The organism is Shewanella sp. SM69 (genome assembly GCF_025653985.1).
In the GTDB taxonomy this organism is placed as follows: domain Bacteria; phylum Pseudomonadota; class Gammaproteobacteria; order Enterobacterales; family Shewanellaceae; genus Shewanella; species Shewanella oncorhynchi.
The window spans coordinates 19,866-33,908 of sequence record NZ_JAKKRV010000027.1 but is presented as its reverse complement, the minus strand read 5'-3'; the positions used below and the strand labels follow the sequence as shown (position 1 = coordinate 33,908).

14 protein-coding genes and 1 pseudogene are annotated in these 14,043 nt (G+C 45.2%); 6 read left to right on the top strand and 9 right to left on the bottom strand.

Features of this window, described 5'->3' with window-relative positions; all coding sequences use genetic code 11:
• Positions 1–116 (bottom strand): DUF4277 domain-containing protein (locus tag L5M37_RS22735; protein WP_193167442.1); only part of this gene is annotated, 116 nt, incomplete at its 3' end.
• A 131-nt stretch (positions 117–247) separates the two neighbouring features.
• Between L5M37_RS22735 and L5M37_RS22730 the strand changes: the two are divergent.
• Positions 248–718: pseudogene (locus tag L5M37_RS22730) on the top strand (sensor histidine kinase); the annotation flags it as partial.
• 66 nt (positions 719–784) lie between these two features.
• On the opposite strand, the gene L5M37_RS22725 reads toward L5M37_RS22730, so the two are convergent.
• From L5M37_RS22725 to L5M37_RS22715, 3 genes are all read right to left on the bottom strand, one after another.
• Complete coding sequence (locus L5M37_RS22725; RefSeq protein WP_173247240.1) at positions 785–1,111, bottom strand: hypothetical protein; 327 nt, start codon at positions 1,109–1,111, stop codon at positions 785–787.
• A 96-nt stretch (positions 1,112–1,207) separates the two neighbouring features.
• On the bottom strand, positions 1,208–2,035 hold the full coding sequence (locus L5M37_RS22720) for a hypothetical protein (protein ID WP_263201868.1): 828 nt from the start codon (positions 2,033–2,035) through the stop codon (positions 1,208–1,210).
• A gap of 408 nt (positions 2,036–2,443) precedes the next feature.
• Positions 2,444–3,355: a LysR family transcriptional regulator gene (locus L5M37_RS22715; RefSeq protein WP_219234490.1), complete on the bottom strand. Its 912-nt coding sequence runs from the start codon at positions 3,353–3,355 to the stop codon at positions 2,444–2,446.
• 111 nt (positions 3,356–3,466) lie between these two features.
• On the opposite strand from L5M37_RS22715, the gene L5M37_RS22710 reads away from it, so the two are divergent.
• Genes L5M37_RS22710 through L5M37_RS22700 form a run of 3 tightly spaced genes read left to right on the top strand, consistent with a single transcriptional unit; the run spans position 3,467 to position 6,230 of the window.
• Positions 3,467–4,603, top strand: coding sequence for an alkene reductase (locus tag L5M37_RS22710; protein ID WP_168825721.1), 1,137 nt, complete (start codon positions 3,467–3,469; stop codon positions 4,601–4,603).
• Complete coding sequence (locus L5M37_RS22705) at positions 4,603–5,241, top strand: ester cyclase (RefSeq protein ID WP_263201867.1); 639 nt, start codon at positions 4,603–4,605, stop codon at positions 5,239–5,241. The genes L5M37_RS22710 and L5M37_RS22705 overlap by 1 nt, the downstream gene beginning before the upstream one ends.
• Positions 5,238–6,230 (top strand): polysaccharide deacetylase family protein, encoded by a 993-nt coding sequence (locus tag L5M37_RS22700; protein ID WP_263201866.1) that lies wholly within the window; start codon positions 5,238–5,240, stop codon positions 6,228–6,230. Before L5M37_RS22705 ends, L5M37_RS22700 begins: the two co-directional genes overlap by 4 nt.
• 104 nt (positions 6,231–6,334) lie before the next feature.
• Here the strand turns inward: L5M37_RS22700 and L5M37_RS22695 are convergent, their stop codons facing one another.
• Complete coding sequence (locus L5M37_RS22695; RefSeq protein ID WP_113940102.1) at positions 6,335–7,495, bottom strand: putative sulfate/molybdate transporter; 1,161 nt, start codon at positions 7,493–7,495, stop codon at positions 6,335–6,337.
• A 279-nt stretch (positions 7,496–7,774) separates the two neighbouring features.
• Positions 7,775–8,506, bottom strand: coding sequence for an SDR family oxidoreductase (locus tag L5M37_RS22690; protein WP_105251250.1), 732 nt, complete (start codon positions 8,504–8,506; stop codon positions 7,775–7,777).
• A gap of 191 nt (positions 8,507–8,697) precedes the next feature.
• Here L5M37_RS22690 and L5M37_RS22685 point away from each other — a divergent pair, with 191 nt between their 5' ends.
• Positions 8,698–9,537, top strand: a complete 840-nt coding sequence (locus tag L5M37_RS22685; protein WP_212600507.1) for a LysR family transcriptional regulator — start codon at positions 8,698–8,700, stop codon at positions 9,535–9,537.
• A gap of 33 nt (positions 9,538–9,570) precedes the next feature.
• Here the strand turns inward: L5M37_RS22685 and L5M37_RS22680 are convergent, their stop codons facing one another.
• The 3 genes from L5M37_RS22680 to L5M37_RS22670 all read right to left on the bottom strand — a co-directional run bounded on the left by L5M37_RS22680 (position 9,571) and on the right by L5M37_RS22670 (position 13,072).
• Complete coding sequence (locus tag L5M37_RS22680; RefSeq protein ID WP_173247210.1) at positions 9,571–10,347, bottom strand: substrate-binding periplasmic protein; 777 nt, start codon at positions 10,345–10,347, stop codon at positions 9,571–9,573.
• Positions 10,348–10,578: 231 nt separating this feature from the next.
• On the bottom strand, positions 10,579–12,117 hold the full coding sequence (locus L5M37_RS22675) for an SEL1-like repeat protein (protein ID WP_263201865.1): 1,539 nt from the start codon (positions 12,115–12,117) through the stop codon (positions 10,579–10,581).
• Between the two features lie 118 nt (positions 12,118–12,235).
• Positions 12,236–13,072 (bottom strand): mechanosensitive ion channel family protein, encoded by an 837-nt coding sequence (locus tag L5M37_RS22670; RefSeq protein ID WP_113940098.1) that lies wholly within the window; start codon positions 13,070–13,072, stop codon positions 12,236–12,238.
• Positions 13,073–13,241: 169 nt separating this feature from the next.
• On the opposite strand from L5M37_RS22670, the gene L5M37_RS22665 reads away from it, so the two are divergent.
• Positions 13,242–13,721: a hypothetical protein gene (locus L5M37_RS22665; protein WP_105251255.1), complete on the top strand. Its 480-nt coding sequence runs from the start codon at positions 13,242–13,244 to the stop codon at positions 13,719–13,721.
• The last annotated feature ends 322 nt before the right edge of the window (positions 13,722–14,043 follow it).

Sequence of the window (14,043 nt, the reverse complement as noted above, 5' to 3'; positions counted from 1 at the left end):
TGGTCAGAATATTTTGGGATAACGGCATCTATCATCCGTGGCAGGCCAATTTCGTGACAAAAGGCGGCAATGAGACCAAGGTGATCTAAGCGTTTAATAACAGGATGGGTAGACATATTTTGAGACCGTCAAATAGCAGTAATAGATCAAAACTGTCGATCGCGGTCAAGATGGTGTCGTAGTTTTTATGAAAAGCTGATCGCCAGATCACACTATTTAAATTCTGGAATTAGCTGCGGAATGACGGTTAGATATAGTGCCAGTGGTGAAAGAAGCTTTAGCTCTGTTGCGGCGCGAGCTAGACCGAGCGAATGTGCAAGTGAATGTGCGAGTGCAGGGTAGGCCCTTTGAACTGATGGGCGATAGCGTTGGTTTAAGCCAAATGTGGGTTAATTTAGTAAAAAATAGCTTAGATGCGTTAGAAACCTGCGGCGATAATCGTGTGCGTCAATTATGGATCGATATCTATTATCATCCAAATGAAATCAAAGTGTTAGTTATTGATAATGGCGAAGGGCTACAGGGGCAGGCGAGTGAGTTGATGGCATCTTTTGCCTCAACCAAAGATGCGGGATTAGGCCTTGGCTTAGCCATCTGTAAGGATGTGGTTACCCGCCATCACGGCAGCATTCAAATCGAAAACTGTCAGCAATCTACGCAAGCTTTACTCCCTTGGCAACAGGGCTGTGTGGTGACAGTCGTTCTTCCCAAGGAATAGGGTTATACACTTATGAGTAACCCTTAATGTGCGCATTAGCCCGGAGCATCCGACAGCTTTTATTGGTTAGCGGTTAATATTAATAAAAGCATCATTTTCATAATAATATTTTGCTGCACTAATTAATTCATTTAACCCAGCTTCAGAATTTTGTTGTAGCAAATTACTCTTAATACTTTGCAAATCTGACACACTTAAGAAGCTTTTATAACCAATAGATGTTGGGTAAATTGGTTCATCATCACTACCACGATCTTCTTCTGTGTCATCGTCAAGTACAAGACATAATATCGAGTCATTAATTTCTTTATTAGAAGGTATATATACATCCCACTTCCAATCTAAAGATTCAATTTTATCCAACATGTTCTTGAGAGTTAATTCTAAACGCATTACGCACCTTTTGTGATACAGTTAGTCATTCCCGCGCCTTATTTGCGGTTAGTTTTGGGATGGAAAAGCCTTCGCTTGATCTCTGATCCACTTCATTCATAACTGTAGATATTTACCAAAATATTCATCGACAGTTTTATGGCAGTATTTATCTTCACCTCGCCAATACTCAGCGAACACCCAGTCATTTTTGCCTTTAGAAGGGCGATTGTAGCTCCTTGGTCGTAACACTCCAATACTGGCTAAAATCTCTATTAATACCTGCCTTTCTGCTCTACTGGATTTTACGACCTTAGCCAATCTTTTTTTAAGGGCACTGGGATAATCAGTAGGTTCCGAACTTTCGATAGTGCTTAATATTTCTTTGAAACAATTTAAGTCTTCATCAGTTGGGTCAGGGATATCCGTATTTATAAATTGGTTTAAGTCAAAATATGTATATAAAATATCGCCATGACGGACACCACCCCATTTGATACGCTCGAAATTCAATACGTTTATATCTGTGTTGTTATAGTTGTGACTGCCCCTTATCCCGTATTTGCTGTCTCGGCATACACCGCAGGTGTAGGAGTGTGAAGTTGGTTTTCCGTCGGAATATGAAGTGCCGGATATAACGGGTGTATATTTATGCTCTGGGATATTTTTGGCAATTGAATAGGATGATAAAGAAGATCTTAAGTCTAAGCGGCGAGTTGTCAGGCTACTTAAAAAACCTTTAGCAATTTGTGCTCTGGATATTGTTTTTACTACTTTTGCAATGGTATCTATGCAGTCATCATGAGAAATCGAAATCGGATCAAACATCAATCCTTGTGACTTTGCGTACTCAAAATCTCCATCAGATAAGAGTCTATCTTTTGAGTCTATCCATCCATTCTTCCAGTAGGTGGAGAATAATATTTTCTTCGCTTTCTTATCCATATTCGAATTTATGCTTTCACTTAACGTCTGAGTATTTATGTGTAGCGTTGTTTGCGAGACATAAATCACTTGTTCGACTTGGCTACTACGACGATGTTAATTGGTGTGAATGATGCTATAGGAATTTGTTTTGACAGGGTAGTGGTTTTTATACAACTTTGGTGGTAATTGCTTGATATCGTTTTAGCTTTATCATTACGTTTGCATTATTAGTGACGTTGATTTCGAGTATTCGGGCCTTACATTTTGGTTGACACAGGTACTACATCATCTCAACGACATTAAACCTATAAGGCATATTTACTTTTAGTTTTCTATCATTTAGCAACGACTTGATGGTGGTTATTTTCTTCACATGACCACTTGTTTATCGTGGTTTTCTATTAGGATACTTTGGACGTTTGCAATTTAGGGCAGTGGATAGTTTTGGGAAAACTGGCTGAGCTTTTCTACTAAAAACTCTATGGTGCGACGGACCTTATGGCTGGGATAATCGGTTTGTAGGTATACCAATTGCAGCGGGATCGGCGGGGCTATTTTATCGGCTAGCACTAAGTGGAGTCTGCCTTCGGTCACATCTTGCGCCACATCGAGCCAACTCTTATAGGCAATTCCACGACCTGAGAGTGCCCAGTCGCGGATCACTGCGCCATCGTTACAGAAACGTTGGCCCCTGACTTCGATTTCAACGGGCGCGCCGTTATGACTTAACTTCCATTTCTGCCACGGCTCACCGCCGCGATTTAAGATCAGTACTGCGTGTTGGCTAAGTTCATTTAGCGTGCTTGGTGTGCCGTGTTGTGCCAGATAAGCGGGTGAGGCGACCAGTACCCTTGGGGTCATGGCGAGCTGACGCCTTTTAAGGTTTGAGTCGTCAAGTTGACCATAGCGCAAAGCCAAATGGATATTTTGGTCGATTAAGTCTGTCATATGATCGCCAAAATACAGCTGCACTGTCAGTTCTGGGGCGCTGTCCATCAATTCATCGAGCCAAGCACGGATCTGGCTGCGACCAATATCCGAAGGTAAGGCGAGGCGTACTTCGCCCTTAAGCTCACCCCTGTGTTCGGCTAAATTGGCGCTGGCGGTTTCGAGAATCGCCAGTGCGGGTTTCGCCGAATCGAGAAAGATCCGCCCTTCTTCTGTGAGCTGTAAGCGCCGCGTCGAGCGAGCAAATAGCTGACATCCTAGTTTTTTCTCTAATCTTTGCAGCGCGGCACTTGCCGCTGCCGGCGTCATGCCTATTTCTTTACTGGCTGCCGAGAGACTCTCTAAGGCTGCGATACGCAGCGCTAATTGCAGATCGTTTAAATGATACATATCAAATTATTTTTGAAAATTATTTTAATAATAGCCTGATTATCAATATAGATTATCTAATGCACAATTGCACCACTGATGTTTCATCTTAATTTCTGGTTCGGAGTGTGTATGAGTCTATTCATGTCTTACAAATTAGCGTCACTGGCATTAAACAATCGCATTGTGATGGCCCCTATGACTCGGGCGCGTACTACGCAGCCAGGTAATATTCCTAATGATCTGATGGCGCAATATTATGCTCAGCGCGCCTCGGCGGGGTTAATCATCACAGAAGCGACACAAATCTCCGATGACAGCCAAGGTTATTCATTTACGCCGGGCGTGTATACCGCTGAGCAAATTGAGGGCTGGAAAAAAGTCACAGCGGCAGTGCATCAGGCTGGCGGTAAAATCTTTAATCAAATTTGGCATGTTGGCCGTGTATCGCACCCGATTTTTCAGCAGGGTAATGCCCCGATTGCGCCATCGGCCATTGCGCCCGTTGGCACAAAAGTATGGATTGTGGATGAAGCGCATCCTGAAGGGCAAATGGTGGATTGCCCAGAACCTAGGGCTATGGTGCAAGCCGATATCGACCGCGTTGTGGCCGATTTTGCACAGGCGGGAGTGAATGCGGTTGCGGCGGGTTTTGATGGCATCGAAATTCACGGCGGCAATGGTTATCTGATTGACCAGTTTTTACGCACCAATTCAAACCACAGAACTGATGCCTACGGCGGTTCTCAGGAAAATCGCATTCGTTTTTTACTCGAAATTGTCCAAGCCGTGAGTGCGAAAATTGGTGCCGATAAAGTCGGGGTTCGCCTCGCCCCTTACGTGACGTTTAAAGATATGGCGTGTCCTGAAATTGTAGACACTATTCTGTTAGCGGCTAAGCATTTATCGGCATTGGGCGTGGCATATGTACACCTTTCAGAGGCGGATTGGGATGATGCGCCGCAGGTGCCAGAATCCTTTAGAGTCGAGCTGCGCAAAGTCTTTAAGGGCAGCATTATTGTTGCGGGTCGCTATGATGTGGCGCGTGCCAATGAAGTGATTGATAACGGTTATGCGGACTTAGTTGCCTTCGGTCGACCTTTTATTGCGAATCCTGATTTGCCTTACCGTTTAATGCATCAATTGCCTTTATCAGCATTCGACAAAGGGCCCTTGTTTGGCGGTAGTGCAGCGGGTTATACCGATTATCCTACACACAACGAAGCATTGAGAGCCGTCATCCGATCCGCTGACGATGAGGTGGCATAATGGATCGGGTTAACACTTTGTATGTTCAACGCTTACCCGCTTGGCTCAGTTTAAGTCTATGGTTTTCAGGCTTTATAGGTATCGCTATTGTGGGTTTTAGCTTAGCAAGTCTGAGCATGGATGCGTTAGCCGCTCAAGGGGCAACAACACAGGATAGTGCTAAAGTGCGAGCGACATTAGTGCCAAAAGTGGCGGCAATGGAAACGATTTCTGATGAATCACCGCAGGCACAAGCTATCGCACGCGCCGCTTTGTTATATGCCAGTTTTTGGCACACGGGCGATGCAAGTTTTGCCCACGGCGCATTGGCGACTGGTTTTATCGACCGTACTCTGCCCGCTGGCCGCGCACAGGGAATCACGGGTCCACTCGAAGCCTCAAAGGCATTTAGGGCAGCGGTCCCCGATCTCTCTGTTTCAGTTGAGCATTTGCTAGTCGTTGGCGATCGTGCAGTGGTACGTCTGCGTTTTAATGGCCGCTTTACTGGTGTCTTTGGTGAGCAAAAAGGCCAAGGGCAGAAAATCGATTTTCGTGCTGTTGACATGTATCGAGTACGGGATGGTTTCATCACAGATAACTGGCACCTCGAAGATTATCAAACGCTATTTTCTCAATTAGCTGCAGGGACTCAATCATGAATCAACGTCGACGATTTTTAATGGCAGGTGGCGCCATCGCTGCTGGGTTCGGCCTAAGCCAAACGGCGCTTGCTATTGGTTTACCATCATTAGATACCTTAGAAAATGACTCCAAAAGTTCAGGTGGCAGTGGGATGAACAAAATATTTTGGCCAAGTGGTGAGCAGTTAGTGATTTCAATCTCAATGCAGTTTGAAGCAGGTGCTCAAGATAAAAATGCCGAAGGGCCGTTTCCGCCGATGGAAAAGGGCTATCCAGATACCATCACCCCGACTTGGTACGACTACGGTATGAACGAAGGCATTCCAAGGCTGCTGCGCTTGTGGCGTAAGCACAATATCAAGGTGACTTCTCACATGGTTGGGCGCGCCGCTGAGCTACATCCTCAACTTGCCAAACAAGTTGCAGATGAGGGGCATGAGATTTCGGGCCACGGACAAACGTGGACGCCACAGTACAGCATGTCGCCAGCAGAGGAACGCGCCTCCTATGTGGCGAGTATTGAGACGCTGCAAAGGATCACTGGTCAGCGCCCCTTAGGTTTTAATGCCTTTTGGATGCGCCATAGTACTCAAACCCTCAATATTTTGCAGGACTTAGGTTTTATTTATCACATCGATGACCTATCGCGGGACGAACCTTCAATTATCCCAGTAGGAAATAAGCCTTTTGCGGTTGTGCCTTACACTTTACGTAACAATGATATCGGACGTTTTGGTGGCAACACTGCTATGACGGCCACGGCCTTTTTGCAGGAACTAAAGGATGAGTTCGATATGCTCTATCAAGAAGGTTCGACGCAGCGACGGATGATGTCGATCAGTGTGCACGACCGTATTGGTGGCGCTCCTGGACTTGTGACCGCTTTAGATAAGTTTATTCAGTACGCTAAAGATCACACCAATGTAGGCTTTATGCGTAAAGATGCCATTGCTAAATGGGCGCTGGCGCAAAAGGACACACCGACCAATCCTGCAAGAACATTTTAGCCTGCTGTAGCTTTGTTGGAAGAGGTTTTAATGGTTAACAAAAAGCGCATTGTTTAACGCGCTTTTTGTTTTTGGGAACCCTTATTACTGCGAGTCGGAAGCGATTAACGCATGGCCAACATGGCCCAAGTGCGGCGACCTTGCTCCAGAATTATCCCCACGGCAAGTCCCGCAGCGGCGTTGATGGCGAGGCAAGTCACCGCGGTTGATAAAATCACAAAGATACAGAAGGGCTTACCATCGATTAAGCGTTTCGACCACGCCAGTTGCAGCCCCGCAGTGGTCAGTAAACTGCCGAGGATTGCCATAGGAATAAGGCTTAATAGCCAAGCGATATGACTACCCCAGCACAGGGCTATCATTAAGCACGTACTGCCAAAAATTAACGGCGCCAGATAAGTGCGAGCACCAAAATGGTATTGCACCGCAAGCCCGCCCGCACCGTGGCACATGGCCGAGGCACCAAAGGGCGCGAGCAATAAGTTGGCAAGCCCTGAGCTTATGGCGAAGTTTTTGGGCGTGAGTTTGGCGGCATCTTCAGGGAATTTCTCCTGTGCCATTACAGACGTGGCAATGACCGCATTGGTTAAAGTTAATGCCAGTTGTGGCAAAACCAACAAAAGGGCGGCAGAGGTCCATTCAACTGATGTCGGCCAAGCCAATTGAAATGGCGCTGTCACTGCTTGAATATCAAAGTTAGTGGCTAAATTAGTTTGTGTACTTGCTTGCCAAATCATCCCCGCTGCTATGACTAAGGGCATGGCAAGGTAGCGCAGCGGCAAAAATTTACTGATAAATAACAGTACAAATGCCCCCACGCCAACCAGCCAAAATTCACTCATCATCTTAGTGCCCATCCACATCAGTTGCAGACCTATGGCGAGTTGAATACCAACACTCACAGCTTGTGATAACTGTTTGGCTAACCAAGTGATGGCGCCGCTAAAGGCGAGAATTAACAGGATAATGCCCATCAACATGGCGCTTGCCTGCAACATGCCTGGGGTTAAGCCCTGAGCGATCACCAGTGCAGCGATGACTTTCATCGGTTGTACCGGAATCGGGCGACGGTAAAACAGCGCGCTGAGAATAGCGAATAGACCAAACCCCAAAAATATCCCTTGGGGCGAAAATTGATTGAGGGCAATTAGCCCTAGCACTAAAGGTAAAAAAGTGCCTAAGTCGGCAAAAGCGCCACTGGTTTCACCGAGTAAACGGTTGAATGAAGGATTGGATACTGTTTGGGAAATTTTGCCCGAGGTCATACTGATTGCCGTAATTGAACACGCTATGACTACGCAAAATAAATGCCATAAAAATCAGATGATTTTGGGGGTAAACAGAGTCAAACTACCGTATTGAGTCACTCAATGAGACAAACTGGGGCAAGGCCGAAGAATGGCTGAGTCTAATTGTCTGCACCTGTGTCTATTGCGGCTGCATTGGGTTAATTGTTAGCTCAAGCTCATTTGTGAGTCATGATTCAACCGCAACACTGGCGGTCAGTGCCGTGGTTGATATTCTTTATTGTGTAATGTTGCTTGTTAAGGTTGCTGGCGCGTTGGTGCTAGAACGATTTCGCGTACGCACACATTTTGCGGTTGTTGCCATGCAAACAACGCAGCAGCGGCGACATTTTCAGGGGCGATAACGCCGCCCATTTCTTCTTTCCAGTCATGGTAACCCGCTTTAATGTCATCGCTGGTGGTATGGCTCAACAACTCGGTTTCTACTGCGCCGGGGGCGATAGTGATAAGGCGTACGTCATCCATGGCGACTTCTTCACGAATGTTTTCTGTTAAGGCGTGCACGGCAAATTTAGTAGCGCAGTAAGCGGCGTGGTTTGGAAAGGTTTTACGCCCCGCCACTGAGCTGACATTAATGATAGTGCCAGTTTTGCGAGCTTTCATGTCGGCTAATACCGCATGAATACCATTAAGCACGCCCATCACATTGATATTGAGCATGCGGCTCCATTCGTTGGGATCTTGCACATCGATTTGGCCTAGTAGCATGATTCCCGCGTTATTGATAAGACAGCCGACCGGGCCAAATTGTGCTTCTGCTTGGGTTATGGCGGTTTTAATAGCTGCGCCGTCGGTGACATCGACGCTGATAGAAAGGCTGTTTGGTAATTCAAGCGCTTGCATTGCTTCAACTCGGCGTGCCAGTAATAGCAGCGGGTGGCCTGCAGCGCTAAAGCTTTTGGCCATAGCGGCGCCAATACCCGATGAGGCGCCTGTGATGACAACCAGTGATTTAGTAACTTGATTCATTAGTATTTCCTATTAATTGGAGCCAATGTAAGCCGTAAACAAACTGTTGTTCGGCGTCTTGAACCTGTTAACCAGTATAGGCTGGGGATTTTCAGTCGAAAAATACTTATTCCAGCTGGATATGATAGGCTCAGCCTATGGCACTATTGTTGAAATTTGTGCTGAACTCGTCGGTTGTCGGAGAAGATTAAATGGTCGATTTGCGTTTACTGCGTTTCTTTATCGCAATTTTTGAAGAGAACAATATTACCTCGGCGGCTAACCGTTGCTTTGTGAGCCAGCCTTCACTGTCTGCTGGGTTAAAGCAACTCGAAGAAGAGCTTGGTGGTCAGTTATTTGAGCGCAGCAAAAAAGGCGTTAAACCTTTGGACAGCGCGCACTATCTATACCCTTTGGCGGTTAAATTAGTCGAGGAGGCGAGTAAGTTACCAGGCTTGTTTATGGCGAAGGCAAGCCGGCAAAAGCTACGTTTGGCTGTGATGCCAGACTTAAGCCAGCGGCGTTTGGCAGGATTTTTACAACAGGTGAATCAAGCCATTGATAAGTTAGATCTTGAACTGGTGGACTATCAAAGCCCTGCAGATTGCCGTTTAAGCATCGACAGCTTGCGCCATGAAGATGAAGTATTTTTTCCGCTGTGGGAGGAGGATTATGTGCTCTGCGTCCCCAAGGATCATACCCTCGCCCAAGTAGATAGCCTACGCCCCGAGCAGCTCAATGGCTTTGACTTTATTGAGTGCCCACCCTGTGAAGCCCATCAGCAAACGATAGGTTTATTGGCGTGCAGCAATATGTCGCTTAATTTGGTCGCTAAGGCTGAGTCAAAATCTCTAGTGATGTCGCTAGTGTTAGCCGGATTTGGCGTGAGTTTTTTACCCGATGGTTTGATTGAAGATGAGCCTAGGCTCAAGCAAGTGAAATTTGATGGTCCGAGAATGTTCCGTCGTATTGGTTTGTGTTATCCCTCCCATCAGGCAGTTGCGCCAACATTGGCGACCTTGTTACGGCATTTAGCCGCTCGATCGAATTAATTCCAAGTTAGTTTTGGGTTATCAGCATTCAGATTAGTGAGTCGCTAAGGGCGATTCAGTGAGATTAAGTGGAGGCTCGACGCCGTAGGATTTAAATAGTTGAGTAATTTCACCTGAGGTGCGCATGTCGTCGACTATCTGGTGAACTTGCTTGGCATATTGATGCTGCGGCGACATGAGCGGAATACTGAAATAGCGGCCATTTTTGCTGATATCTACGTACGCCATCTGTTTGAGTTGGGGATCTTTGGCAAAAAATTGCATCTCATGCTGTTCGGAGGTGATGGCTAAATCGATACGCTCAGCCTTCAACATATTGATTAACTGACCGTTATCATTAACAAAAGACACTTTTAGTTGGTTTTGATTGTCATTAAACTGCGGACAGTAAAAAGCGCCTCTAAGTGCGCCAATGATATGAGGTTTTAGTTCATCGAAATGTTTGACTTCAAGTTGTCTATTCGCAAGGGCAAAGTAATAGACGTAGCGCTTGTCGTATCCCAGTAGCATAGGGTCTAGAAAATCGTTGCGCTCTGGCGTCATCGAATGGACGGGGATTAGGTCGACTTGTCCCATTTCTGCCACTTTAATTGTGCGTGCCCAAGGCACATTACTCCAATTTATCTTGTGACCTAGGCGGGCGATGACTTCATTGATGACAGCTGCACCTGGGCCTTTGCACTCACCATTTTCGACATAAATAACAGGATGCCTATCGCGGCAGTGTGCTTGCCAGACAACGGCAGAGGTTTCTGCCCTTGCTTGGGGCAGAAATAAGCATGAAATGACAATGATCAGTATCAGCCTCATACATCTTGCCTATTAAAATGGTCAGTTTTAATTTAGGGCTGGGCAGTTAACCTGACTATGTTTTATTTTTGAGTCGTTTAGCTGCGCAGGTTTGGTCAATAATTGATTGTAGTGCTTATACATCCACTGTGCTTTTTAAGTAATTATAAATTCACTCTATTTTGTAACCAAACGGTTTGGCCTGTTAAATCTGACCAAACCTTTTCTGGGGCTCATTCGCTGCTAGGAAACTTACCTATCCGACTCAAGATAGGGCGTTAATTGGGTTTCAATAGCCTCAATTTGAGTTTCGGCGTAGGCAAGTTCGGATTCGGTTAAACATGATTTTGCGGTGTTTTGATGGAGTCGTTGAGCGCTATTCATCCCGTATTTACCAAAATGACGTAGCAATAAACTAGACCAAATAAACATTTGTATAGGTTTATTTAATTGTTCTGCGCCGTAAATATTGACCAGTTCCCGCATAGCAATTTCATGACCTAGCTCTGCCGATTTGACGTACCAAGCTTCTGCCGCTTGTAGAGCCTCTTGAGTGGGTTTTTCACCACTTAAAAATGATGCAGCCTTATAGAAATAAAAATATTGTTGTTGCTCAGCGGGGATTGGATGCTGATGCAAGAAACTGTCACGTAGACGCTCAGCCTCTCTTATCTCTAAGGTACCTAGTTGCTGACTGAATCTGGCTAATTCTTTTAGATGATCGGCTCTATTGCTCATGGCCGCGAGCTGGTAATACATTAACGCTTTAATCGGTTGGCGACTCACGCCTAAACCTTGCTCATAAATCTTGCCTAAGCCTAGCAGTGCGTCTTCATTCCACTTAAGTGCGAATTCTTCAAAGTCAATTTTAGCCTGTTGGTAATCACTCTCATTTTGTGGCGCTTTCAGTAAAAGATGAGCAAATTCAATCTTAGCGAAGTCATTACCTCTAGCGACAGATTGGCTTAACCAATGGCGCGCCTTGTCATAGTCGACAGCCAAATCTTCACCGTAGAGGAAACGTTTACCAAGATAATACTGGCGGAAATCATCGTCTGCGGCGCGCTCGCTAAGTAATGCCTCTGCACGCGCTAAATCTTTAGGTCCACCTTGGCCAGCAGCAAGCATATGTCCTAGATCATCTTTTGCTAATTCATCACCAGCGGCGGCGGATTTCTCAAAGTATTCCCGTGCTTTGATATAGTCCGAAGTGACGCGCTCATCATGCCAGTAGAGTGTGGCTAAATGGTAATAGGCTCTTTGGTCTTCTTGTGCGGCGGCTTTTTCGAACCAGTAAATTGCTTGGCTAGCATCGGGATCGAGAAAGGGCTGGCTTAGATACAAGTAAGCAAGCTCATATTGAAACTCGGCTTGTCCCGCTTCGGCATTAGGTTTGAGTTGCTCTACCTGTGCGATTAACTCATCGGGTGTTTGCGACTCAGAAGAGAGCAAATTAGGTAGGGTGAGCATGGGTAAATATTGAGGCTCTATTTCGGCGGCTTTTTTATACCAATCGTTAGATGCCTTGGGATCGGCGGGGACTTGTGGGAATCGACCGGAATAAAGTTCGGCCATAGCAATGGCGGCAACGGCTAAGCCTTTATCGACTGCCTGCTGAATATAATCTAGGCCAGAGTTGACTTCACCTTGGTTAATCAGTGTTAAGCCATGATTGAGTAGCGCAGTAGGATCACCTGCGGCAAGTGCTTTAGCTTGTACTTGTTTTTTTTGATATTTAGCGAAAAAAATAAACAGTACAATAAAAGCAATAATTATGAGTATCAACGACATAGTAGTCCATCACTATCGATATTTGGGAGTATAGTAAACGTAAATTTTTACAAGAATGCAAGTTTACAATTTGGGCTAGGCTGATCGACTAAGCCGATCAATCCCATGGGCATTAGCGTTATTTATCTTGCAGATGGATCTCTCTAATGGGGCAGGCAATCTCGATTCCTGCCTGCTTAAGGGCGTTATAAAGAGCGAGGTTCACCTTATATTTATGCTGAAAATAGCTTTGTGTGGGCACCCAGTAACGAACCCCCATTTCAATTCCATTAGCATTAAAACCATTGATGCCGATATTAGGTGTGGTCTCTTGATAAATATAGGGATTATTGCTTAATAACTCAGTAATCACACTAATGGCTCGTTCGGGATCTGTGTTGTAACTGAGATTGAACTGGGTTTCGACTAGCTTATTGCTGAAGGAGTTGTGCAAGATTTCGCCGACGATATGCTTATTAGGAATGCTGATTTGCTCACCTTCCTCATTGGTCAGTATGGTCATGCCTAAGTGGATACGTTTAACAACGCCGCTTTCTCCTTTAATTTCAATAGTATTGCCTACCACAAAAGGGCGGGTGACGATAATAGTCACGCCTGCGGCATAGTTCGCTAGCATACCTTGTAAGGCTAAACCTGCGCCGAGGGAGGCGGCACCAATTGCCGCAACCATAGGGGTAATACTGATGCCGATCTTGCCGAGGGCGATAATCCCGACCATGACTATGATCAGAATGCGGATAAGATTGCTGACAAAATTGCTTAGGGTGATATCGATATTGTGTTTGTCGAATTGCTTAGCGACTAAGCGTGATACTTTACTGGCTACCCATAAACCTAACAAAAAGATCAGCAAAGCACCTACGAGTTGAAAGCTGTAGGTGACTAAAAACTCGGTGATGAGTTGATAAACGCCTTGTAGTTGCTGCAATTCTTGATCGAGTCCAGGTGTTATCATTATGATATCCTTGTAATAAAATTAACTGTGCGATTATAGCGTAGAAATTTCACCAAATACTTTTCGCCCTTCATGTGTGAAGCGTATCATGTAATCGTGGTTGGTTTAATGAGTCGATAGGGGGAGTCAGGTATGCTGTTCGCCTATCCAATAATGGAGTCGAGTGTTTATGAAAACGCTGTTGTTATGTTTGTCTTGTCTGTTAACCCCAATCTGGGCGTATGCTGCGAGTTATGTTGCCGGAGATGCGATTAATCCCATTTCACTTCTCGACCAAAATGATAAAACCATTAATGTGACTGATGAGACTCAAGTGTTGCTCTTTAGTCGCAGCATGAAAGGCGGTGATGTGATTAAGGATGCACTTACCCCCTTGAGCGCGACTCAAATGCCAACGGGTTTAGTTTATGTTGCCGATATCAGTGGTATGCCTTCTTTGATCGCTAAATTTGTGGCTGTGCCACAGATGCAAGATTTACCTTTTGCGATTGGGTTAGATAGGGATGGTGAGATCAGTCGTTTATTACCTGATAACAAAGATATGGCCACTATGATATTGCTCAAGCAGCGTAACATTTTGGACATTGCCTATTTTGATTCCAGTGAAGCCTTGAACCAAGCCCTCGCAAAACTCAATCAGCCGCAGTAACAACTCGATTTAACGGACGTATTTTAAGGCATCCATGAGTCTTCTTTTCACTGTGTGATTGTTACTTCAAGATAACTGTTTTTAGATGGATATTTTGGCTCCAGCCAGCCTATCCATCTCCCTTCTGATAACGTCGTAAAAAATTCACTTTTTATTCTGATAATGCACACAAATTTACCTTAGGGTTTGTGTGCATAATTATTTGTTTTATAGCGCCTTTTTCTGATGGTTCAGTTCCTTAAAGAAATAGAGAATAAAAAGTTATTAATTCAGCATAAAAATTCGTTGCGTAAAGCGAAAAAATATCGTTTACTGCGCACGT

What these genes read in the sequence shown, in the direction of transcription:
- L5M37_RS22665 (WP_105251255.1), top strand. Translation starts at nt 13,242, where the DNA reads ATGAAAACGCTGTTGTTATGTTTGTCTTGTCTGTTAACCCCAATCTGG.
- L5M37_RS22675 (WP_263201865.1), bottom strand. Translation starts at nt 12,117, where the DNA reads ATGTCGTTGATACTCATAATTATTGCTTTTATTGTACTGTTTATTTTT.
- L5M37_RS22670 (WP_113940098.1), bottom strand. Translation starts at nt 13,072, where the DNA reads ATGATAACACCTGGACTCGATCAAGAATTGCAGCAACTACAAGGCGTT.
- L5M37_RS22715 (WP_219234490.1), bottom strand. Translation starts at nt 3,355, where the DNA reads ATGTATCATTTAAACGATCTGCAATTAGCGCTGCGTATCGCAGCCTTA.
- L5M37_RS22700 (WP_263201866.1), top strand. Translation starts at nt 5,238, where the DNA reads ATGAATCAACGTCGACGATTTTTAATGGCAGGTGGCGCCATCGCTGCT.
- L5M37_RS22695 (WP_113940102.1), bottom strand. Translation starts at nt 7,495, where the DNA reads ATGACCTCGGGCAAAATTTCCCAAACAGTATCCAATCCTTCATTCAAC.
- L5M37_RS22680 (WP_173247210.1), bottom strand. Translation starts at nt 10,347, where the DNA reads ATGAGGCTGATACTGATCATTGTCATTTCATGCTTATTTCTGCCCCAA.
- L5M37_RS22685 (WP_212600507.1), top strand. Translation starts at nt 8,698, where the DNA reads ATGGTCGATTTGCGTTTACTGCGTTTCTTTATCGCAATTTTTGAAGAG.
- L5M37_RS22705 (WP_263201867.1), top strand. Translation starts at nt 4,603, where the DNA reads ATGGATCGGGTTAACACTTTGTATGTTCAACGCTTACCCGCTTGGCTC.
- L5M37_RS22690 (WP_105251250.1), bottom strand. Translation starts at nt 8,506, where the DNA reads ATGAATCAAGTTACTAAATCACTGGTTGTCATCACAGGCGCCTCATCG.
- L5M37_RS22710 (WP_168825721.1), top strand. Translation starts at nt 3,467, where the DNA reads ATGAGTCTATTCATGTCTTACAAATTAGCGTCACTGGCATTAAACAAT.
- L5M37_RS22725 (WP_173247240.1), bottom strand. Translation starts at nt 1,111, where the DNA reads ATGCGTTTAGAATTAACTCTCAAGAACATGTTGGATAAAATTGAATCT.
- L5M37_RS22720 (WP_263201868.1), bottom strand. Translation starts at nt 2,035, where the DNA reads ATGGATAAGAAAGCGAAGAAAATATTATTCTCCACCTACTGGAAGAAT.